The organism is Collinsella sp. SGI.178 (assembly GCF_050313495.1).
Taxonomy (GTDB): domain Bacteria; phylum Actinomycetota; class Coriobacteriia; order Coriobacteriales; family Coriobacteriaceae; genus Collinsella.
In genome coordinates this window covers 15085-35770 of record NZ_JBNPLM010000023.1, presented here as the reverse complement: position 1 = coordinate 35770, position 20686 = coordinate 15085, and the positions used below count along the sequence as shown (strand labels likewise).

General features: G+C 59.0%; 16 protein-coding genes and 1 tRNA gene. 11 read left to right on the top strand and 6 right to left on the bottom strand.

The features are described from left to right. Positions 1 to 110 precede the first annotated feature (110 nt). Genes acpS through tsaD form a run of 6 tightly spaced genes read left to right on the top strand, consistent with a single transcriptional unit; the run spans position 111 to position 6934 of the window. The gene (gene acpS / locus ACQRAQ_RS07180) at positions 111 to 650 is read left to right on the top strand and encodes a holo-ACP synthase (RefSeq protein ID WP_427728961.1); all 540 of its coding nucleotides are present in this window, start codon (positions 111 to 113) and stop codon (positions 648 to 650) included. Next, positions 651 to 2267 carry an NAD(P)H-hydrate dehydratase gene (locus tag ACQRAQ_RS07175; RefSeq protein WP_427794391.1) on the top strand — a complete coding sequence of 539 codons (1617 nt, stop codon included), beginning with the start codon at positions 651 to 653 and terminating at the stop codon, positions 2265 to 2267. It begins immediately after the preceding gene. Between the two features lie 2 nt (positions 2268 to 2269). After that, positions 2270 to 3415, top strand: coding sequence for an alanine racemase (gene alr / locus ACQRAQ_RS07170; protein WP_154515162.1), 1146 nt, complete (start codon positions 2270 to 2272; stop codon positions 3413 to 3415). 8 nt (positions 3416 to 3423) lie between these two features. Then, positions 3424 to 4044 carry a uracil-DNA glycosylase gene (locus ACQRAQ_RS07165; protein ID WP_427794390.1) on the top strand — a complete coding sequence of 207 codons (621 nt, stop codon included), beginning with the start codon at positions 3424 to 3426 and terminating at the stop codon, positions 4042 to 4044. Positions 4045 to 4056: 12 nt separating this feature from the next. Beyond that, on the top strand, positions 4057 to 4563 hold the full coding sequence (gene tsaE, locus ACQRAQ_RS07160) for a tRNA (adenosine(37)-N6)-threonylcarbamoyltransferase complex ATPase subunit type 1 TsaE (protein ID WP_427794389.1): 507 nt from the start codon (positions 4057 to 4059) through the stop codon (positions 4561 to 4563). Next, positions 4550 to 6934 (top strand): tRNA (adenosine(37)-N6)-threonylcarbamoyltransferase complex transferase subunit TsaD, encoded by a 2385-nt coding sequence (gene tsaD, locus ACQRAQ_RS07155; RefSeq protein ID WP_427794388.1) that lies wholly within the window; start codon positions 4550 to 4552, stop codon positions 6932 to 6934. The genes tsaE and tsaD overlap by 14 nt, the downstream gene beginning before the upstream one ends. A gap of 271 nt (positions 6935 to 7205) precedes the next feature. Here tsaD and ACQRAQ_RS07150 read toward each other — a convergent pair whose 3' ends face one another. Both ACQRAQ_RS07150 and ACQRAQ_RS07145 read right to left on the bottom strand, forming a co-directional pair. Further along, complete coding sequence (locus tag ACQRAQ_RS07150; protein WP_154515154.1) at positions 7206 to 7520, bottom strand: type II toxin-antitoxin system RelE/ParE family toxin; 315 nt, start codon at positions 7518 to 7520, stop codon at positions 7206 to 7208. Beyond that, a complete protein-coding gene (locus ACQRAQ_RS07145; RefSeq protein ID WP_427794387.1) occupies positions 7504 to 7779 on the bottom strand; it encodes a type II toxin-antitoxin system Phd/YefM family antitoxin in 276 nt (91 codons plus the stop codon). Before ACQRAQ_RS07145 ends, ACQRAQ_RS07150 begins: the two co-directional genes overlap by 17 nt. Positions 7780 to 8373: 594 nt before the next feature. On the opposite strand from ACQRAQ_RS07145, the gene ACQRAQ_RS07140 reads away from it, so the two are divergent. Both ACQRAQ_RS07140 and ACQRAQ_RS07135 read left to right on the top strand, forming a co-directional pair. After that, complete coding sequence (locus ACQRAQ_RS07140) at positions 8374 to 10263, top strand: carbon starvation CstA family protein (protein ID WP_427794386.1); 1890 nt, start codon at positions 8374 to 8376, stop codon at positions 10261 to 10263. A gap of 184 nt (positions 10264 to 10447) precedes the next feature. Beyond that, positions 10448 to 12610 (top strand): hypothetical protein, encoded by a 2163-nt coding sequence (locus tag ACQRAQ_RS07135; RefSeq protein ID WP_427794385.1) that lies wholly within the window; start codon positions 10448 to 10450, stop codon positions 12608 to 12610. A gap of 708 nt (positions 12611 to 13318) precedes the next feature. On the opposite strand, the gene ACQRAQ_RS07130 is transcribed toward ACQRAQ_RS07135, so the two are convergent. The 4 genes from ACQRAQ_RS07130 to ACQRAQ_RS07115 all read right to left on the bottom strand — a co-directional run bounded on the left by ACQRAQ_RS07130 (position 13319) and on the right by ACQRAQ_RS07115 (position 18071). Then, positions 13319 to 13393, bottom strand: a tRNA-Gln gene (locus ACQRAQ_RS07130). 38 nt (positions 13394 to 13431) lie between these two features. After that, positions 13432 to 14337, bottom strand: a complete 906-nt coding sequence (locus tag ACQRAQ_RS07125) for a peptidoglycan-binding domain-containing protein (RefSeq protein WP_195838517.1) — start codon at positions 14335 to 14337, stop codon at positions 13432 to 13434. A gap of 138 nt (positions 14338 to 14475) precedes the next feature. Continuing rightward, positions 14476 to 15489 (bottom strand): polyprenyl synthetase family protein, encoded by a 1014-nt coding sequence (locus tag ACQRAQ_RS07120; RefSeq protein ID WP_427794384.1) that lies wholly within the window; start codon positions 15487 to 15489, stop codon positions 14476 to 14478. Between the two features lie 128 nt (positions 15490 to 15617). Continuing rightward, positions 15618 to 18071, bottom strand: a complete 2454-nt coding sequence (locus tag ACQRAQ_RS07115) for a PTS transporter subunit EIIC (RefSeq protein WP_427794383.1) — start codon at positions 18069 to 18071, stop codon at positions 15618 to 15620. 224 nt (positions 18072 to 18295) lie between these two features. Here ACQRAQ_RS07115 and ACQRAQ_RS07110 point away from each other — a divergent pair, with 224 nt between their 5' ends. From ACQRAQ_RS07110 to ACQRAQ_RS07100, 3 genes are all read left to right on the top strand, one after another. Next, the gene (locus ACQRAQ_RS07110) at positions 18296 to 19015 is read left to right on the top strand and encodes a GntR family transcriptional regulator (protein ID WP_427728942.1); all 720 of its coding nucleotides are present in this window, start codon (positions 18296 to 18298) and stop codon (positions 19013 to 19015) included. 276 nt (positions 19016 to 19291) lie between these two features. Then, positions 19292 to 19816 carry an ABC transporter substrate-binding protein gene (locus ACQRAQ_RS07105; RefSeq protein ID WP_427794382.1) on the top strand — a complete coding sequence of 175 codons (525 nt, stop codon included), beginning with the start codon at positions 19292 to 19294 and terminating at the stop codon, positions 19814 to 19816. Then, positions 19723 to 20607: an extracellular solute-binding protein gene (locus ACQRAQ_RS07100; protein ID WP_427794393.1), complete on the top strand. Its 885-nt coding sequence runs from the start codon at positions 19723 to 19725 to the stop codon at positions 20605 to 20607. Before ACQRAQ_RS07105 ends, ACQRAQ_RS07100 begins: the two co-directional genes overlap by 94 nt. Positions 20608 to 20686 lie beyond the last annotated feature (79 nt).

Genomic DNA, 20686 nt, shown 5'->3' with positions numbered 1-20686 from the left:
CGTTTCTCAGGCAATTTGTCTCACATAGTAGCTGTGTTTTATAACCCTCGTTTGTCGCATCTTCTTTGAACGGGCTACAATATCGTAGTCTGTGTAGCATGGAGGTGAACATGGCTGAAGCTGGTATCGGCGTTGATATCGTCGAGATTTCCCGAATGAAATCAATCCTTGAGAAGACGCCGTCGTTTGCCCGGCGCGTGTTTACCGATGAAGAGCGTGCGTATTGCGATGCGTCGTCTCGCCCTGCCGCTCATTATGCCAGCCGCTTTGCCTCTCGCGAAGCGGTACTTAAGGCACTTGGAACGGGGTTTAGTCAGGGCGTTGGACGTAAGGACGTTTCCGTAACACGCGATAGGCTCGGCAAGCCAAAGGCTCTGCTTTCTGGTCGCGCTCTCGAAATCGCCCAGGATTTGGGTGTTGTCGAGGTTGCTCTTTCTATTACCCTTACGGGTGACTTGGCTGTCGCTAATGCCATTGCGATCACCGAGGATGCTCGACCTAAGCCTAAGGAAGAAAAAATGAGCACCAAGGAGCGCGTTGCCCAGACATTTAAAGAGGCTCGTTCTGTATTGGATGAGCTTGAACAGCTGCAACAATCTGCTTTGTCGGAGCATTTGATCGATGATCCGCAAGATACGCAAGGAGCATAGATGAAACCGGTTTTGAGTACCGAGGAAGTCGTTCGCCTCGAGGATATCATCGAGCGCGAGGGCACCTCGAAGGCCGAGCTCATGGAGTTGGCAGGTGAATTTGCCGCCAACGAAATTTTAAAGCTCAACCCTGATCGCGTTCTTGTGCTGGTCGGCTTTGGCAACAATGGCGGTGACGGTTGGGTCGCTGCGGATATCCTGACCCATAAGGGCGTTGATGTTGATATCGTTTCTCCAGTTGAGCCGGATGAGATTCCTGCTGCCCTTGCTCGTCATGTTGCCCGTCGCACCGCCGGTCGCGACGTTCATGTGTGCGTTGGGCCTTCGCGAGACGAGCTAGAGGTTCTCATTAACAAAGCGGATGTCGTGGTCGATGCTATTTTTGGTACCGGTTTTCACGGCAACCTTCGTGCGCCGTTTTCTATTTGGATTCCTACGGTTAACGAGTGCGCCGATCACGTTGTTTCTATCGATGTTCCCTCGGGCCTGAATGCCGAGACGGGCGTTGTGGATGACGACTGCATCCGTGCCGAGCGTACCGTGACGATGATTGCCCCTAAGATCGGCCTCTACAGCGCAGACGGTCCGGAGTATGCTGGCGACCTGGTGTGTGGCGGTCTGTACGACCGCCTCGACGAAGTCATCGATGATGTCGATCATGCTGCCGAGATCGTTGAGCCCGGTGATCTGGTGGACTACTTTGCCCCGCTGCCCACGAATATCGATAAGTATTCGCGCGGCTCCGCGCTCATCGTTGCCGGGTCGGCACAATATCCTGGTGCCGCCATCATGGCCGCAAAGTCTGCCGCTCGTGCTGGTGCCGGTTATGTGGCCGTTGCGACGCCCGATGCGTGCGCCAACCTTATTCGTATGGCGCTCCCGTCGATTCCCGTTTTCGCCATTCCGTCTGATTCCCGTGGATCATTTGGTGCCGCTGCGCGTATGACAGTGTGCGAGATTGCTAAGAAGTACAGCTGCGTTGTGTGCGGGCCTGGCATGACGACGTCTGCCGGATCGATGCAAGTCGTTTCGGGCCTGCTTGATCTCGATGTGCCGCTTATCCTAGATGCAGATGCGCTCAACTGCCTTGCCAAGATTGCAATCGACGGCATCGACAGTAATCCCGAGATGTACCGTCGCGAGCAGCCGCTCGTTATGACGCCGCATTATCGCGAGCTTTCGCGTCTCGTTGCCGGCGACGAGGTCAATGATCTTGGCACTGCGATTGCCGCTGCTCAAAAGATTGTCTGGGCTGCCGGTTCCGATAATCTCGTTGTTATCGCTAAGGGCCCGACGACGGCCATTTGCGGCGTCGAGCGCGTGCTGCTGCCGCTTTCGGGCCCGGCGTCGTTGGCGACCGCTGGCTCGGGTGATGTCCTCGCAGGTATCCTTGCAGGAACGCTTGCGACCATGCGTGACGAGATGGACCGTTGGGAGCTGCTGTACTCGTATGCCGTCGCACTCCACAGCTATGCCGGCTTTGCTGCGGCGACGGAGTATGGCGAGAAGAGCGTTATCGCGACCGATCTTATCGACTTGATCGGTCCCGCCATGGAATTGGCGGCAAAGGATGCGCTCGATGATCTGGGAATCATGGACGAAGGGTCGGATGACTAATCATGAATAAAGCCGATTTGACGCGTTGGTCCTGGGTCGAGATCGACCGCGGGGCGCTCCGCCGCAATACGAGGGCCTATAAGAACTTGCTAGATCCGCGTCAGCGCCTGTGCTGCGTGGTTAAAGCCGATGCTTATGGTCATGGAGCCGTCGAGTGCGCCAAGATCATGTATTCGGCCGGTGCCGACATGTTTGCCGTGGCGACGGTCAGCGAGGGTATTGAGTTGCGCCAGGGCGGAATCACCAAGCCCATCTTGATTCTAAGCGAGCCTCCCATCGAGGCTATTCCTTCATTGCTCGAGTTCGATATCATGCCCTCGGTCTATACGTCCGATTTTGCCCTTGCGTATGGCGAATGTGCCGTCGCGGCGGGCAAGGTGGGCAAGTATCATCTTGCCATCGAGACAGGTATGAACCGCATCGGCGTTCACTACACGCAGGTGCTCGACTTTGTCCGCGGTATTAATTTCCATCGCGGTATTCAGTGCGACGGCGTATTTACGCACTTTGCCACGGCCGACGAACCATCGGGTTGGGACTACAAGCTGCAGTGCCAGCGCTTTACCGAGGCCGTTCAGGCCATTAAGGATGCGGGTTTTGAGTGCGGTATCGTGCACTGTGCCAACACGCCGTCCTCGATGCTCGACCCCTCGATGCATTTTGATATGATTCGCGCTGGCGTTGGCTTGTATGGCATGCAGCCGTGCGAGCTGAGCGGCCGCGTGATGCAGCTTGATCCCGTTATGAGCGTTCATGCGCGCGTGACGCGCGTGGCGCATCCTGCGATGGGCGAGGGCGTAGGCTACGGTTTTACCTACCGCGTACCGCGCACACGCGTTCAGATCTGCACACTGCCGATCGGATATGCCGACGGCCTTTCGCGCACGCTTTCCAATCGTATGGACGTGCTGTATCGCGGTGAGCGCGTGCGTCAGGTCGGAAATATCTGCATGGATCAGTTTATGGTTGCCATTCAGTCCAACCCGGCTCACGAGATTCCCGAGGCCGAACATGGCGACGAGATGATAATTATCGGTCGCGATGGCGATGCCGAGATTACCATGGATGAGATGGCGCGCCTGCGCGGCACGATTAACTACGAGGTCGCCTGCGGCTTTGGCATGCGTCTCGACAAGGTCTACGTGTAGGGGCCGCTATGGGCGTTATGCACATCCCCGGCCATAGCCATCAGGCGCCGCGCGAAGTTGCACTCGAGGAGATCGAGGCCGTCCTGGGTGATTGCCACCTTTGCCAGCTTTACCAGTCGCGCCACAATATCGTGTTTGGGGTGGGAAACCCCCGCGCTCGCGTGATGTTTATTGGTGAAGCGCCGGGCCGTAACGAGGATTTACAGGGCGAGCCCTTTGTGGGGGCGGCGGGTGAAGACCTCAACGGCATTCTGTCCCTGGCGGGCCTTAAGCGTGAAGATGTCTATATCGCCAATGTGCTTAAATGTCGCCCGCCGGGAAACCGCAATCCGCGTCCCGAGGAAGTACTTGCTTGCTCACCGTTTTTGCGCGAGCAGATTCGAAGCATTTGGCCCGATATCATCGTGACGCTCGGTAATCCCGCAACGCACTTTGTGCTCAAGACCGAGATTGGCATTACCAAGCTGCGCGGCAGGTTCCATCAGATGGGGCACTTTGTGGTGATGCCGACGTTTCATCCCGCGGCGGCGCTGCGCAATCCGGCGTGGCAGGAGTTGCTGGAGGAAGACTTTAAGATGCTGGGCGACTATCTGGTGCGACACCCCGCGCCAGAGGGCGCCTCGGAATAATAAGGAGCGTATATGTCCCTGGAGCGCCTGGGGCTAGGTACCTACAAAACGGCTCGTACTGCCGATACGGAGCATTTTGGCGAGTTGGTCGCACCGTGTCTAGAAAATGGCGATGTGCTGATACTGACCGGCGGCTTGGGCGTGGGAAAGACCCACTTTACCAAGGGCGTTTCGCGCGGCTTGGGCGATGAGCATATGGTCACGAGTCCTACGTTCGCGCTCATGGCCGTTCACGACCAGGGGCGTATTCCGCTGTTCCATTTTGATCTGTACCGCTTGGAGCATGCCTACGAGCTCGAGGATACGGGCATTTTTGACGTGCTCGGCTATGAGGGCGCTTGCCTGTTGGAATGGGGCGAGCAGTTTCAGGACGAGCTGACGGATGAGTATCTCTCGGTGACGCTTAGGCGCGATGAGGACGATAGCGACGTGCGAACGATCGCGCTCGAGGCGCACGGCGAGCGCGCGACGGAGCTTTTCGATTTGATTGATAAGGCTGTTCAAGATGAGCTTGCATAACGACAACGCGCTGGTAGTGGCGCTCGATACTTCGACCGACATGCTTGCCTGCGCGGCAAGCTGGATTGATGAGCAGACGGGCGAGGCGAAGCTGGTGAGCGGGGACCATCTGTGTCGTCGCCATGCCAACGTGGAACTTGTGAATACTGTCGATGGCGTGTTGGCGCAGGCCGGGCTGAATCGCGGCGATGTCGGCTGTTATGTGGTTGGACGCGGCCCGGGTTCGTTTACGGGCGTTCGCATTGGCATCTCGACCGCTAAGGGTCTGGCGCGCGGTGCCAACGTGCCGTTGCTGGGCGTGTCGACACTTGACGCTTGCGCCTGGACGGCGTGGAAGGCTGGCGTGCGCGGCAAGCTTGGTGTTCTTGCCGACGCCATGCGTGGCGAGGTGTATCCGGCTCTGTACGTGCTGGGGGACGAAGGTCCCGAGCGTCTGTTTGAGCGCGAACACGTGGTCAAAGCCGCCGTGGCGCTTGATGAGTGGCGCCAGGCCGCGGACTGGAGCCAGGTTAAGCTGACTGGTGACGGTCTCGTACGTTATGGCAAGCTGCTGAGTGAGGACGAGACTGCGCGCTGCGTGGAGCGAGACCTGTGGTGGCCCTCGGGCGAGGGCCTTCTGATGGCGCACGCCGCGGGCGACGGTAATCCGGCTCGCGTATTGCCGATCTACACGCGTCTTTCGGATGCCGAGGAAAATGAGCGCAAGCGCCTTGGGCTTGCCGAGAGCGCCCAGAGCGAGATTACGGGTGTTGCCGACGAGCTCGCCGGCCGCCATCTGCAGTTCCGTCCCATGGGCGCGGCGGATGCCGAGGGCGCGAGCGCATTGGAGGCCGCCTGCTTTGAAGGCGCCGGACACGAGGCGTGGACGCCGGGCATGTTCCTGTCCGAGCTGGGCGAGGGCGTTGCCGCTCCGCGTAGCTGGTGGGTGGCGCACGACGACGTTCAGCTGCTGGGACTTGCCGGCGGCATGGTCGTCGACGGTGACGTTCAGATTATGGACGTCGCGGTTGATCCTGCTCATCGTCGCGAGGGCATTGCCCGCAAGCTGCTGTCGCACGTGAGCTATGACGCCCAGATGCTCGGCTGCACCACTGCTTCGCTTGAGGTTGAGGACGGCAACGAGGGTGCGATTGCGCTCTATAGCGCCTTGGGTTTTGCCGAGGCGGGTCGTCGCCGTGGCTACTACGGCGTCGGCAAGGACGCCATCGTCATGACGGCGTCGCTGCCCCTGGTGCTTCCTCTCGACAATGCCTCGCCCGAGCCAACGGCTGCCGAGCAGCGCGTCTGGCCGCTGCCTGAGCCCGAGCGCACCGCCGAGGAGCGTGCCGAAATCGAGCGCCGTCGCCTAGTTCTTGCCATCGAGAGCTCTTGCGATGAGACGGCTGTTGCGATTATCGATGCGGACGGCAATATGCTGGCCAACCAGGTGTCGACGCAGATTGATTTTCATGCTCGCTTTGGCGGCGTGGTGCCCGAGATCGCCTCGCGCAAGCATGTCGAGGTGATTGTGAGTGTCGTAGATGCGGCGCTTGAAGATGCCGCGGTATCGCTTGGCCTTGAGGGTGGAGCGATTGCGCCAAGTGAGCTTGCCGCCGTGGGTGTGACGCAAGGCCCAGGCCTGGTGGGTGCCCTGGTGGTGGGCGTCGCCTTTGCCAAGGGCTTTGCGTATGCTGCCGGTAAACCGCTCGTGTGCGTCAATCATCTGGAGGGTCACCTGTTCGCCAACCTGCTGGCGCAGCCCGACCTTAAGCCGCCGTTTATCTTTACGCTTGTCTCGGGTGGGCACACCATGCTCGTGCACGTAAAGGCATGGGGCGACTACGAGGTGCTTGGCGAGACGCTGGACGACGCCGTGGGCGAAGCCTTCGACAAGGTTGCCAAGGCGCTGGGCCTGGGCTATCCCGGCGGCCCCATCATCTCCAAGCTCGCCGAGACGGGCAATCCCCGCGCGATCGATTTTCCCCGTGCGCTTAACAGCAGGGGAGACTACCGCTTCTCGCTTTCGGGCCTCAAGACGGCGGTGACGCTCTATATTGAGCAGGAGACCAAGGCTGGGCGCACGATTCACCTGCCCGACCTTGCGGCTTCGTTTGAGGCGGCGGTCTTTGACGTGCAGTACAAGAAGGCCAAGAACGCGCTGCACGCCACCGGGTGCAAGGAGTATTGCATCGGTGGCGGCGTCTCGGCCAACCCGCATCTGCGCGAGATGATGATTAAGAAACTCGGGCGTCAGGGGATTCGCGTAACGGTGCCGCCTCTCTCGGCCTGTACTGACAACGCCGCCATGATTGCGGAGGTCGCTCGCCGCAAATTCGACCGAGGTGAAATCTCGCCGTTCGACGTCGACGCCGATCCAAACATGACGCTGTAGTCGTATGGGCGCGGTTCCCGACGCTGCCCGGGCGCCAGCGGCCGCATATGAACTTTCCTGCTCTACAGTCCTGCTCACGACGGAGGCCACATTAAGTGGCCTCCTGTTCGTGCGGAACTCGCGATAAAGTTCATATGCGGCCGCTGGCGCCCGGGCAGCGTCGGGAACCTTTCTGTATCTATGCAGCTACTGAGCTGGATCGGCGTCGACAACGTCCGGCAAGGTTAGCCAGCCTGCGTCGAATTTACGGCGTGCTTTAGCTGAGAGAAACCTACCTGATAATCGACTCAATATCTCGGCTTTTATATAGCAGTCGGCGGACTTCCATGACGTCGTCGATGACGACATAAAAAACCATGTAGTTGCCAACGTAGAAGCGGTAATACGGGTGCAACCGTCTTCTTGTCGAAGGGTATGTTGGTGACATGGTTGGATTCTTGAGATGCTCGAGTATGCCTGCTTCAACATTGTCGACAAGCCTATTTGCTGCAGCGGGGTTATTGAGATCAAAGGCGATATATGACGCTGCTTGGCTGAGGTCCTCCCAAAATAGGGGAAGATAGCGGAGCTTATAGTGCCTGTTCATCGAGACCGCCGTCGAGCATTTTTCTGACAGGGCCAAAGACATCGTCGTGTGTATAGCGAAGTTGCATGCTGGCAGCCTGACGATCAGCGGCATCAAGTGCGCTCTCGATTGTATTGCTCAGTGACTTGTACTGCTCAAAGCTCATGACGACCATAGAGCCCCGCCCGTTTTTAGTTAGAAAAACCGGACCCTCCTGTTCGACTTCGCGTTCAACATCCGGGTAGTGATTTCTAAGATCTGAGACCGGCCTAATATTCACAGCTACCTCCTGAGCTATCAGGATATTATCGTAATTATGATAACAGAGTTGAGATTTGGGATGGGAACTCCTCGGGGGCGGGGCGGGCGCCTGCCGCCATATATGAACTTTATCGCGAGTTCCGCACGAACAGGAGGCCACTTAATGTGGCCTCCGTCGTGAGCAGGACTGCCCGAGCAGGAAAGTTCATATATGGCGGCAGGCGCCCGCCCCGCCCCCGAGGAGCATCTCTCAAGCAAAAACTGTCGTTCGGTAAAGTCCGAGGTCAGTGACGTTTTATACCGAGAAATTCAAATAAAGTTGAAAATCCATTACATATTTGCGTTGACTTTAGGCAACTAAAGTTTCATACTCCTTTTCATCCACTGGGGGATGTGAACACGCACGGATCGTTCGCATCATGATTGAAGAGGATTTCTTAGACATGTTCACGCATCAGCTAAACATTATCAGCGTAGTAATTATCTGATGCGGGTTAGCACATACAGCTAGCCCGTACGATAACGGGCGGCTGATGAAGATGAGGGCCGTCGAGCGCAACCGACGGCCCTCATTTTTTATGTCTAGGAAGTTCTTTTTAGAGGAGGAAATGTAATGAACGGAGTTTTGCTTATGGTTGTGGCCGCGGCGGTGCTCGCCTGCGGCTATCTGGGCTACGGCCGCTGGCTGGCTAACAAGTGGGGCGTTGATAAAGAGGCTCTCACGCCTGCCAAGCGCATGAAGGACGGCAAGAGCTTCTCGCCCGTCTCCGCCTTCACCGCGTTCTCGCATCAGTTCAGCTCGATCTGCGGTGCTGGCCCTGTTACGGGTACGATCGTCGCCATGGCCTTCGGCTGGCTGCCCGTCGTGCTCTGGGTCCTCGTCGGCGGCATCTTCTTTGGCGCCGTTCACGACTTTGGCGCCCTGTACGCTTCGATGAAGAACAACGGCAAGTCCTTGGCTCAGCTCATCGAGAAGTACATCGGCAAGACCGGCCGTCGCCTGTTCCTGCTGTTCTGCTGGCTGTTCTGCATCATCGTCATCGCCGCTTTTACCGACATGGTCTGCAAGACGTTCATGTTCACCCCGGTCGTTGACGCCTCTGGCGCTGCCACCGGTGCCATCGACTTCACCAAGTCCTATGCCGCTGGCTGCGCTGGTACCATCTCCATCCTGTTCACCTTCGTCGCCATGGCCTTTGGTTGGGCTCAGAAGAAGTTCAACCTCACCGGCGCTGCCGAGTTCGTCACCGGCGTGGTGCTCATGGTCCTCATGTTCGCCGTCGGTATGCAGTTCCCGGTTTACCTGGACAAGTTCCAGTGGTTCGCCGTCGTCATGGTCTACCTGGTCTTTGCCGGTGCCATGCCCATCCAGATGCTCAAGACCCCTCGCGACTACCTCACTTCCATCATGATGATCGTCATGATTGTCTGCGCTGTCCTCGGCATCGTCGTCCTGGGCGTTAACGGCCAGGCCACCATCACCGCTCCGGTTTTCACCGGCTTTAGCAATGCCTCGGGCATGATGTTCCCGGTCCTGTTTGTCTCCGTTGCCTGCGGCGCTCTCTCCGGTTTCCACAGCCTCGTTTCTTCGGGCACCTCTTCCAAGCAGGTCGAGAAGGAGCAGGACGCCGTCAAGGTCGGTTTTGGCGCCATGATCGTCGAGTCCTTCGTCGGCATCCTCGCCATCATCGTCGCCGGCATCATGTTCTCCGACATGAACACTGCCGGTACCGGCGCCCTCAACGCCGGCGTCGCTTCCACCCCGTTCCAGATCTTCGCTGCTGGCATTTCTCGCGGTATGCAGGCCTTCGGCGTTGACGGCACGCTCGCTACCGTCTTTATGACCATGAACGTCTCCGCTCTGGCCCTGACTTCGCTCGACGCCGTCGCCCGCATCGCCCGCACCTCGTTCTCCGAGTTCTTTGCCCAGACCAACGACGCCCTGGCCATCGAGTCCAAGGCCGGCTACATGAAGGTCCTCGGCAACCCCTGGTTCGCCACGGTTGTCACCCTGCTCCCCGGCCTCGCCCTCGCCTTTGGTGGCTATGCCAACATCTGGCCGCTCTTTGGTGCTTCCAACCAGCTGCTCGGCGGCATGACCATGATCACCCTTGCCGTGTTCTGCAAGTGCACCGGTCGCAAGGGCTGGATGCTCTACGTGCCCGTCGCCTTCCTGCTCTGCTGCACCTTTACCTCGCTGGTCCAGAGCGCCATGGGCTGCATGACCGCCGTCCAGGCCTACGGCTTCTTCGGTACCATCCCGGCTACCGCCACTACGGCCGCCGTCTCCGTCGCCGCCACCAAGGGCCTGCAGCTCGTCTTTGCCGTCCTGCTGATGGTCCTGGGCCTCATCGTTGCCGTCAACTGCCTCAAGGAGCTCTTCGGCAAGGAGGCCGGTTCCATGCCCGACGAGGAGCCCGAGTGGTCCGAGATGGGCAAGGCCGAGTATGGTCGCGCTGCTGCTGCCGAGGCTCCCGCAGGCGCCGAGGCCGCCAAGGCCTAATCGACCTAAGGGATTGAACGTCACATCTATATGACTCGGAAAGGCCGGGTCCGCAACTGCGCGGGCTCGGCCTTTTTTTCCATGCAATAGCTAGTGTGCCCGGGTGTTCTCGCAGATGTTTTGCGTGGATAGGGGCGTGCGTTGTACCATATAGACGTATATGTGTACATATGAAAGGGGCCCCGTGGCCAAGACGGTATATTCCGATAACCAAAACAACATCGATGCCCTGGCTGAGCGTCTGAGCAGCCAGACGTCGCTTTCTGCCGAGCGTGCCAAGCTGGTTGCCTACGACCTGCTCTGCCGCAAGGCGCTCAAGATCAAGTCGAGCGCGCTGGCACAGATTTTCCGTTCCGTCGATAAGGAATGTGACACCAAGGCGATGCGCGATGAGCTTATCGCGGCAAAGATCGTTACCAAGATCGAGGGCAGCGGCGTTAACGGGCGCCCAGCGTTCTATACCATTAATGCCGAGATTCGCGATGTCCAGGAGCAGCCTGCCGAGGCTGCCAAAGAGGCCGTCGAGGACGTTGTCGAGGCGCCTGTTGCGGTGGAAACGGCTCCGCGCGAGAACGTCGACACCGATGAGCTGCTTGACGAGAGCGTCGTTCGCGCCTTTACGGCCAAGGCGGGCCGCGGCGGTTTTGGCGGGGGCGGCAAGCGCGATGCGCAGCGCCGTGCCCAGCAGGAGCGCTTCCGTCGCGCCGTGGCTCAAAAGGATGCGACGGATGTCGAGCCCGTCGAGGATGAGGCTGTTACCGAGCCGCAGTGCGCCGCTGAGGTCCAGGAGCCCAAGCGTCGCCGCGGTGCTCACTTTAAGGCCGAGCAGGGAGGTGTTGTGTGCGACGTTCAGGAGTCCGTCGAGGCTGCTGATGCACCCGAGGAGCCCGTCAAGAAGGCTCCGGGTTCATGCCGTCCCGGACGCGGCTTTATGGATCGTGCGTATCCCGCAAGGCGTCAAGAAAAGACCGACCAGGCTCCCGCTGCACCAGCGGAGAAGGCTGAGAAGGCTTCCGAGCCGATGGCCCGTGAGCAGAAGCCTGTTGAGCCGCGGCCTGCGGGCGATGTCGAGCCCCGAGGCCAGCAGTCTGCGGGCGAGAAAGCGGGGGAGAGCGCTTCGAGCAAGCCTCGCCGTCGTCGTCATCGTGGCGGCCGTGGCTCAAATGCCGAATCCGTGGCCGAGCAGGCAGCGGGGCAAAACAAGGATGCGAAGACTGAGATCCCGGCGGAGCGGCCCAAGCGCCGGCCAGTAAAGGGGGGCAAGCCTGAGCGTTCGCAAAAGGGCTCGTCCGCGTCAAAGCAAGAGCGCAATACTCGGACAGATTCCAAGTGCAAATCCCAGACGCAGCCCAAACCGACTGCAAACGATGCGACCGCCCAGCAGCCTGAGTCGACCGCTCATGGCGAGGTTTCGGCGTTTGCTCTGGCCCGTGTCCTGGGCAGGCAGCTGCTCAAGGTCGTTCCCACACCTGCTGCACTCTCCAAGATTAAGGAGCAACAGACTCAAATCGTTAAGGTTGAGGGCAAGGACGGCAAAAAGGTTTCGCAGCGCACTCAGCACAACGAGATGTCCAACCGCAAGATTGCCGAGGAGATTGCGATCATCCAGGCTTGGATTGAGCAGAATCGCGGTGCCGACACGCCGGTCGCTTCGCGTCGCCAGCGCGCCTACCAGATTTTTAACGATGAGAAGGCCTTTGACGGTAAACACGGCGAGCGCTTGATTCGGCGTATGACCGAAAAGGGCATCAGCATGCAGGCGATTAAGGTCGCCCCCAACCGCCCCGTGCACTTTACGGGCTTCTTTACGCTGGGCGCCGACAAGCCGTTCATTATGGTCGAGAACCTGGACACCTATGACGAGATCGTCAAGCTCCTGCGCGGCCGCAAGCACGCTAAGCTTTTTGGCACCAAGGTGGGTGGCGTGATCTTTGGCGGTGGCTGCAAGGCGAGCGTCTCGCACGCACTGGATGATTATCTGGCCGAGATCGGCTATCGCTATAACTATGTCTACTACGTGGGCGATATCGACCGAGAGGGTGCGCGCATCGTCGAGCAGGCCCGCAATGCCAATGTGGTTGAGATTCGCTTGCATGCCGGCATGTATCGTGCCATGCTCGCCGAGCACAAGCGTCGCGTGAAAGCTGGCGGCGAGTGCGAGCCTGCGGCTGCCAATCAGGGTGTGCCGCAGAATTTGGCGGCGACGATCAAGGATCTGCCTATGGTCACGCGCGTGCAGTTCCGCAATGTGCTGCGCGAGGGAGGTCGCATTCCGCAGGAGATTCTGATGACCGCCGACTATCGGGATGGCGACTCGGGAAGCTTCGACCGCATGCTGAACAATTAGGGACGCGTGGCCCCGGCGGGCCGGGCATTAAGTTTGCTGCTCTACAGTCCTGCGCAAGAAGAAGGCCACATTAAGTGGCCTTCTTTGCGTGCGGAACTCGCGACAAACTTAATGCCCGGCCCGCCGGGGCCACGCGCCATTTTGTAGATGACGGCTCGCTTTTCGGAACGGGGCTGATATTTTCTAGATGTAAGGCGCTCTTGGTCCTTTCGGGCTTGGGGCGTCTGTCTTTTGAGGGTGGATGAGCCGGTACTTGGTGGCGTTCCTTTAGTGCCGGCACTTTGGGAACGTCCCCAAGTGCCGGTTGAGATACGGAGAGCCCGTTGTTGATATGGGACGGAGGGATTCCGCGTCCGCCTTCCGGCGGCCGCGCCCCGCTGCGTCGCCCCGCTCCTTGCGTGCTGCGCTGGAAAACGCTTCGCGTTTCCTCAGCTCCGCACCCTTGCGGGTTCGGATCCCTCCGCATGCCCACAAGAAAGCGCCCCGGGCTGATGAAAGCCCGGGGCGCTCAGTTACCTTGGCTGGGACGGAGGGATTCCGCGTCCGCCTGCCGGCGGCCGCGCCCCGCTGCGTCGCCCCGCTCCTTGCGTGCTGCGCTGGAAAACGCTTCGCGTTTCCTCAGCTCCGCACCCTTGCGGGTTCGAATCCCTCCGCATGCCCACAAGAAAGCGCCCCGGGCTGATGAAAGCCCGGGGCGCTCAGTTACCTTGGCTGGGACGGAGGGATTCGAACCCCCAACAGCCGGCACCAAAAACCGGAGTTCTACCGTTGAACTACGTCCCAATGTGTGGTACTGCCCAAAAGCAGCTCGTCTAGTTTACCTAATCTGCGAGGGCATCGCAAACGCCATCGAGCAGGCGTACGGCGAGTGTCTGTGCATCGCTTGCGGTGAAGGTTCCGTTGTAGCGCGTCATGCCCGTGAGCTCAATGCGGATACGTGCAGGCTTTTGTTGCGCGGCGATATTGGCAGTGCGGATGCGCTGCGCCAGGTTGTGACATTCGGCAAGGGCGATCGTGGCGCGCGGCGCTGCATCTGCGGGCAGCTCATCGCTTGCGATTTCGAGTACCAGGTCCACGTCGGTCGGAACCTCGGAATCGCAAAGCATCATGCCGCTGTTGTCGGTCGTCGCCGTGGCGATGTTCCACATGCGCGATGCAACGCTGCGTGCGATGGGGTCCTCACCGATAACGGCAATCTGGAAGCGCTCGAGCACGTTGGCGGCGCGGGCAAAGCCGATGCGCGACTCGGCCTCGGTAACCGAGGGTTTGCCCTCCCATACGTGATGCAGACGGTTGATATAGGCGTAGGTATCCTGGAATGCCATGCCGTCGGCAAACAGGCCGACATTTTCTTGGAACTGCTGCAAGGCCGCCTCGGTGTGCGGGCCAAAGTAGCCGTCGTCCTCACCGCAGGCAAAACCCAATACGTTGAGTGCCCTCTGCAGGGCCCGAACGTCGGCACCATGGAAATTGGGCATGCGCAGATAAAGCGTGCGGTCGCCCAGCTTATACGAGGCGTCTACCAGGGCGCTCCAACAGGGAATATCGACGGCGTAGCCAGCGGCAAGGCCGCTGTCGAGCCTAAAGGTGCCAACAGCCTGCTCGGTGGTGGTGCCAAAGCGCTTGTCGGCGACCTCGGCGTCATCGATTGTATAGCCGAGCTGCAGAAGGCGGGACTGGACGTCCTCGACGGCTGCTCCCTGCATGCCCGTTGTGATAGGTTCCATGAACGAACCCCTTTCGGCGTACCATTCGTACTATTTGAGCGTGTGTCGGATAGACAACGCAAAGGGTTGCATAAACATGCACTCAACAGTGTAGCAAGTTGTACCCAAATGCGCTGCTGACAGGTTTTATAACCCCCGCTAGTTAAGGCGCTCCACAAAGAAATCTGCCATGGAGTCGAACAGCTCGCGTGCATGCGGGTCGAGCTCGACACCTTCGATAGCGGCCTTGGCCTTGGCAGTCAGGTTGAGTGCGTAAGTGTGGGCGAAATCGACAGAGCCGGTCTGCCGGAAGATCTCCACGGCGCGTGCGAGTTGCACGGGGTCCTCGGTGCCCGAGGAAAGGATTGCCTCGACTTCGTCGTGATAACGCTCGTCTGACAGGGCATGCACGGCGACGAGCGTGCGCTTGCCCTCTGTGATATCGGTGCGGAAGTCCTTGTTGGCGGCCTCCTTGGTGCCAATAAGGTTGAGCAGATCATCTTGGATCTGAAAGGCAAGGCCCGTGTGCAGGCCAAAGGCACGCAGCGCCTCAATCTGGTCTTCGCTGCCGCCACCGATAATGGCTCCGGCGGCAAGTGGCGTGGCTCCGCTGTAGTACGCGGTCTTGTGCGTCGCCATGTCCAGATAATCGTCGACCGAGATGTCAAAGCGCCCATCGCGGACCCAGCCCAGGTCGAGCGCCTGACCCTCGATGGTGCGAACGATCATCTCGGTGAGCTCGTGGAGCACGCGGAGCTTCACGTCTGCCTCGAGCGTGGGGTCGTCGAGAACCGTCTTGGTAACCATGGTGAGCGCTAGGTCGCCGCAGTTGATGGCAAGTCCCGTACCCTCGGTAAGGTGCATACAGGGCTTGCCGCGGCGCAGCTGGCCGTTGTCGGCGATGTCGTCATGGATAAGCGCTCCCGACTGAAAGTGCTCGATGGCCGCCGCCGCGCTTCGGGCGCTCTCAAAGCTGCCGCCTACCGCGGTGGCGGCGAGCATGCAGATGAGCGGGCGGTGGCGCTTGCCGGCATTGGCCGTAAATGCCGAGAGCGGCGCGTACAGGTAGCGCTCGATATCGGCAGAGGTCGCCTGTCCGTCAAAGAACGTGGCCAGATAGTCGTTAATCTGGTCAAAATGCTGGGCTAAAAAGCTGGTAAACGGACTGGACACGGGTTCTCGCATTCTTTCTTAGGTTGCATCGTTGCGTTATGCAGACAACATATTGCCACATTAGGGCATCGAGCGCGGCGGTTGAAGACGATTGAGCCATGTTGTCGCAAATGCGGCAAGAGGCGCGGCTAGATAAGTCCAAAGTGCTCGAGCGCGGTGACGACGCCGTCGTGGTCGAAGCTGTCGGTGACGTAGTCGGCCTTTTCCTTGAGGAAGTCCGGCGCGTTGCCCATGGCGACGCCAACATCGACTGCCTCCATGAGGGCGATGTCGTTGCTTGCGTCGCCGATGCCGTACACAGTGCCGTGATCTGGCCCCAGGGCGTCAAGCACGGCCTTGATTCCGGCCCGCTTGGTGCACTCGCGAGGCGAGATTTCCGTGACCTCGAGTTCGAGCTCGTTGAGGCAGAGCAGAGGCCCAAGCTCTTCATCTTGGGCGATGCGGTTGGCGAGCGGTGTGGACATAAGAATTTTATAAGCGTTGTAGTGCTTGAGTTGCGTGACGGCGTCGCCCACGGTGCGCGCGTATCCGTACGTCTCGGGGGCATCTGCACTCATGCGTACGACGCGATCGATGCCCTCAAAGCGAATGACCTCACCCGATTGTTCGAGATAGGGGGCGAGGCGCTGTAGCAGACCGGGGTTTATGGCCGCATTTCGTACGATGCGCCCCTCGAGTTCGGCGTAGCCGCCCGCGAGACATACGATGCCCGCCCACGGCAGCTCGAGCAGCTTGGGATGGATGCAGCTGAGGGTGCGCCCCGTGCAGATAAAGGCTTTGTTGCCGTTGGCGACAAACGTGCGAATTGCCTGTGCAACCGTTTCGCTGGGATAGGGGGAAAGGTCTCGCTCGCCCTCGGGGAGCTCTTGGGCAAGTTTGGGATCTTGCCAGGCAAGCGTACCGTCGATGTCGAAGAAGCAGATATTGCCATGCTTTTTGGCGTCATCGGCGGCATGAGAAAGCGGGGTGGCAAATGCAAAACCCGGTTCGAGTCCCATAATCTGATCAAAGTGCTCTTTGACGCGGGGGACCGAGACGCCGATGATTACCTGGGCGGTCTTGCCGGTGACGATGAGGCCTTTGGCGCCCGCTGCGACAAAGGTTGCGTTGTCCGCGACGATAGAAGGGTCCACGACTTCGACGCGCAGCCGCGTGGCGCAGTTGGTTGCGCCCACAATGTTGGAGACGCCGCCCAGAAGCGCCACAACCTGCTCGGCGAGCAGACGATCTTGTGATGCCTGGCAGTCGGAAGCGCCGACTTCTGATAAGCGCTTTTCGTCAACGTCGTTTCCCGTCAAGCGCGAGAGCGCCGTGTTGCTGGCAATGTAGTCCTCGCGTCCCGGGGTTTTAAGGTCAAAGGTCAGGATAAGACCTCGAAAGCTCAGAAAGAAGATGACGCTAAAGACGAGTCCGATTCCGAGTGCCAAAAGGTAGGAGCCGGCATGCGTCCGCATGAGCGGGATAAAGTTGAAGGCAGCCATCTCCATAAGGCCACCCGAGAAGATGCCGACGACGCCAAAGAAGTTCATGGCCATGGCAAGGCAGGAGGATAGGACGGCGTAGAGCAAAAAGAGTCCGGGATAGGTGAACATAAAGAGAAACTCGAGCGGCTCGGTGACGCCGCAGACCATCGAGGCGACGATGGCGGGCAGAAGGATGGTCTTGAGGCTGGCACGGCGTTCGGGCTTGGCCGTGGTGTAGAACGCTACGGCGATGGCGGGAAGACCAAAGAGCTTGACCCAACCGGTGGCGGTGAAACCAGCCCAGGGCGCTAGCTCGTTGAGGGGGCGCGTGCTGTGCGAGAGGATGGGAAGCAAGTTGGTCCACGTGGCGTAGATGCCATCGGTAATAACCAAATTGTCGTAGTAGATTGGCATGTAGAGCAGGTGATGCAGCCCCACGGGCTCGAGTGCTCGCTCTAAAAACACAAAGGCGCCCACGCCGAAGGGACCGACGCCCGTAAGTGCATGGCGCAGTGTTTCGGTCATTGCGTATACGATGGGCACGATGGCGGCCGAGATAGCGGCAAGGGCGAATACGGCAAAAAAGCTAATGAGGTAGACCAGCGAGGAGCCCGAGAAAGTACCGAGCCAATCGGGAACCTTGGCATCGTAGAAGCGGTCATGGATGGCGACGACGGTGGCCGATACCGCCAGCGGGCCGATAATGCCGGTGTCGAGCGTCTTGATGCCGTCGATGACGGTGATGCCGCTGGCGGAGGTCAAAGACGACGGGTACTTAAGTCCAAGGTTGTCGCCGCTCAGCTTAATGATCTCGCTTAAAAAGAAGCAATAGGCAAAATAGGCCACGAGTGCCTCGAAGCAGCAGCGCGCCGGTTGCTTTTGGGCAAGGCCGATGGGTAGCGCTACGGCAAAAAGCAGCGGAAGGCGTTTAAAGACCGTCCACGAGCCGCGCTGGATGATAGCCCAAAAAACATACCAAGGGGTTCCGTATACGGCGAGGTCGCCGACGATGTCCGCAGACGTTGCGAGGGCGGAGACGCCGACCATAAGGCCCGATATGGAAAACAGCATGGCGGGCGCGAACATTGCCCCGCCAAAGCGTTGGATTTTCTGCAGCATAATATGCCTTCCGGATGCAACATGCTGTGCGAGCAAGAACGTTTAAACAATGAACTCATTGTAGAGGACTGGCTGCTTGCCGCATTGACGGTTTTGATTCGGTCCGATTTGGGTGCCGGGGGAACCGTCGACGGTAAATAATCCGTGCTTTGCCGATAGACGGTTTAAACAACCCCAAGAAATGCTATCGTGCCTAGCCATACATATTCATTAGAGGTGAAGCCATGCCAAAAGCGATTTACGAAGGAATCTACCGCGAGATCCGCTCGCGCATCATTAATGGGACCTATGCATTTCAGGAGATGCTGCCAACCGAAGCCGAGCTGACCGCGGAATTTGGCTGCACGCGCAATACCGTCCGCCGCGCCTTGAGCATGCTGGCCGACGAGATGTTTGTGCAGCCCATACACGGCAAGGGCGTACGCGTTATTTGGCTCAAGGGCGAAACCGACATGCTGGGCGCGCTCGAGGAAGTCGAGTCGTTTGGCGAATTTGCAAAGCGCAACAATGCCGTTGCATCGACGGACGTTAAGTCCTTTGAACATCTGGTCTGCACCGAGCAGCTCTCTCGTCGCCTGGGCTTTAAGGTGGGCGAGGAGCTGATTCGCGTAGTGCGTGTCCGAAGCCTCAACGGCAGTGCGCGCCAAGTGGACCATGGCTACTTTTTGGAATCGATCGCCAAGGGTCTGACCCCCGAGATCGCGGCAGAATCTATCTACGACTATCTGGAGCACAAGCGCGGCATCAAAGTGATGGCAAGTCGCCGTACGGTGAGTGTCGAGCTCGCCAACGATGAAGACTGTAGCTATCTTGACCTCGGCAAATACAACTGCGTTGCCGTCATGGAGAGTCAGTCGTACACCTCGGACGGCATCTTGTTCGAGGTGACGCATGCTCGCACACACCCCGAGATCTTCCATTACCGCATCAATTCCAAGCGATAGGTAACAGACGCATAAGCTTGCGTTCCGATATGAAGCGCCCCGTGCGGTCGATGGGATATCGGCCGCACGGGGCGCTTTAATTGTTTAGACAATATTTGTCAAGTACGAATGTATCAGGAACCGTTCACCGAAGTTTTTCTACCGCTCTAGTAATACTTGTTCAAACAACTGGCCAAATAGCGTATTGTACAAATCAGAAAAAGGGGCAAAGTCCCCGAACCAATCTCCGAAGGCGGCGGCAAAGGGTGCCGCCACGGTGTGAAAGGGTGGATTGTAATGAAGAACGAAATGAGCAGAAGGCAGTTCCTGGGCTTCGCTGGCTCCGCGGCCACGGTCTTTGGCCTGGGTCTCGTGGGCTGCGGTGGCTCTGCCGGCTCCGGCTCCTCTGCTTCTGGTGACGCTGCCGAGGTCTACTTCCTTCAATTCAAGCCCGAGGTCGACAAGGAGTGGAAGGAGATTGCTAAGGCGTACAAGGAGGAGAAGGGCGTCGAGGTCAAGATCGTGACCGCCGCCTCCAACACCTACGAGGAGAAGCTCAAGTCCGAGATGTCCAAGAGCTCCGCTCCGACCCTGTTCCAGGTCAACGGCCCCACCGGTCTTAAGAACTGGAAGGATTACTGCGCCGACCTGTCCGATACCAAGGTCCGCGGTGAGCTCATTGACGACTCCCTGGCTCTGCAGTCCGACGGCAAGGATCTGGGTATCGACTGGGTCCAGGAGAGCTACGGCATCATTTACAACAAGGAACTCCTCGAGAAGGCTGGCTACAAGCCGAGGACATCAACTCCTTCGACAAGCTGAAGGCTTGCGCCGATGACATTCAGGCCCGCAAGGACGAGCTTGGTGTTGAGGGCGCCTTTACTTCCGCCGGCATGGATGACTCCTCCAGCTGGCGCTACACCACCCACCTCGCCAACCTCCCGCTCTACTACGAGTTCGAGAAGGAGCACAACCAGGAGGATGACGAGATTAAGGGCGAGTATCTCGACAACTTTAAGCAGATCTTCGACCTGTACATCACCGACTCCACCTGCGATCCTTCGCAGCTTGCCTCCAAGACCGGCGACGACGCCACCAACGAGTTCGCAACCGGCAAGGCCGTCTTCTATCAGAACGGCTCTTGGGCCTACGCCGACCTCATCAAGGCCGGCATGACCGACGATCAGATTGGCATGATGCCCATCTACATCGGTGTCGACGGCGAGGAGAACCAGGGCCTGTGCTCCGGCGGCGAGAACTACTGGTGCGTGAGCTCCCAGGCTTCCGAGGATGCCCAGAAGGCTACCGAGGACTTCATGTATTGGTGCGTCACTTCTGACACTGCCACCAGCATCATCGCTGACAAGATGGGTCTGACTGCCCCGTTCAAGAGCGCCAAGGACACCACCAACGTCTTCTCGCAGCAGGCTGTTGCCATGGCTAAGGACGGCAAGAAGACCGTCGCTTGGGACTTCGTTTACATCCCCTCTGAGGAGTGGAAGAAGAACCTCAAGCAGGCTCTGATTGCCTATGCTGCCGATAACACCAAGTGGGACGGCGTCAAGAACGCCTTCGTCGATGGCTGGAAGACCGAGAAGGCTGCTTCCGAGTAAGCAGTTGCTGCCCAAGCTATCTGATTAGCGACAGGGGCGGGCAGACGTCGGTTTGCCCGCCCCCTGCATATTGAAAGGA

What these genes read in the sequence shown, in the direction of transcription:
- ACQRAQ_RS07105 (WP_427794382.1), top strand. Translation starts at nt 19,292, where the DNA reads ATGAAGAACGAAATGAGCAGAAGGCAGTTCCTGGGCTTCGCTGGCTCC.
- ACQRAQ_RS07125 (WP_195838517.1), bottom strand. Translation starts at nt 14,337, where the DNA reads ATGGAACCTATCACAACGGGCATGCAGGGAGCAGCCGTCGAGGACGTC.
- tsaD (WP_427794388.1), top strand. Translation starts at nt 4,550, where the DNA reads ATGAGCTTGCATAACGACAACGCGCTGGTAGTGGCGCTCGATACTTCG.
- ACQRAQ_RS07110 (WP_427728942.1), top strand. Translation starts at nt 18,296, where the DNA reads ATGCCAAAAGCGATTTACGAAGGAATCTACCGCGAGATCCGCTCGCGC.
- acpS (WP_427728961.1), top strand. Translation starts at nt 111, where the DNA reads ATGGCTGAAGCTGGTATCGGCGTTGATATCGTCGAGATTTCCCGAATG.
- alr (WP_154515162.1), top strand. Translation starts at nt 2,270, where the DNA reads ATGAATAAAGCCGATTTGACGCGTTGGTCCTGGGTCGAGATCGACCGC.
- ACQRAQ_RS07140 (WP_427794386.1), top strand. Translation starts at nt 8,374, where the DNA reads ATGAACGGAGTTTTGCTTATGGTTGTGGCCGCGGCGGTGCTCGCCTGC.
- ACQRAQ_RS07115 (WP_427794383.1), bottom strand. Translation starts at nt 18,071, where the DNA reads ATGCTGCAGAAAATCCAACGCTTTGGCGGGGCAATGTTCGCGCCCGCC.
- ACQRAQ_RS07150 (WP_154515154.1), bottom strand. Translation starts at nt 7,520, where the DNA reads ATGAACAGGCACTATAAGCTCCGCTATCTTCCCCTATTTTGGGAGGAC.
- ACQRAQ_RS07165 (WP_427794390.1), top strand. Translation starts at nt 3,424, where the DNA reads ATGGGCGTTATGCACATCCCCGGCCATAGCCATCAGGCGCCGCGCGAA.
- tsaE (WP_427794389.1), top strand. Translation starts at nt 4,057, where the DNA reads ATGTCCCTGGAGCGCCTGGGGCTAGGTACCTACAAAACGGCTCGTACT.
- ACQRAQ_RS07175 (WP_427794391.1), top strand. Translation starts at nt 651, where the DNA reads ATGAAACCGGTTTTGAGTACCGAGGAAGTCGTTCGCCTCGAGGATATC.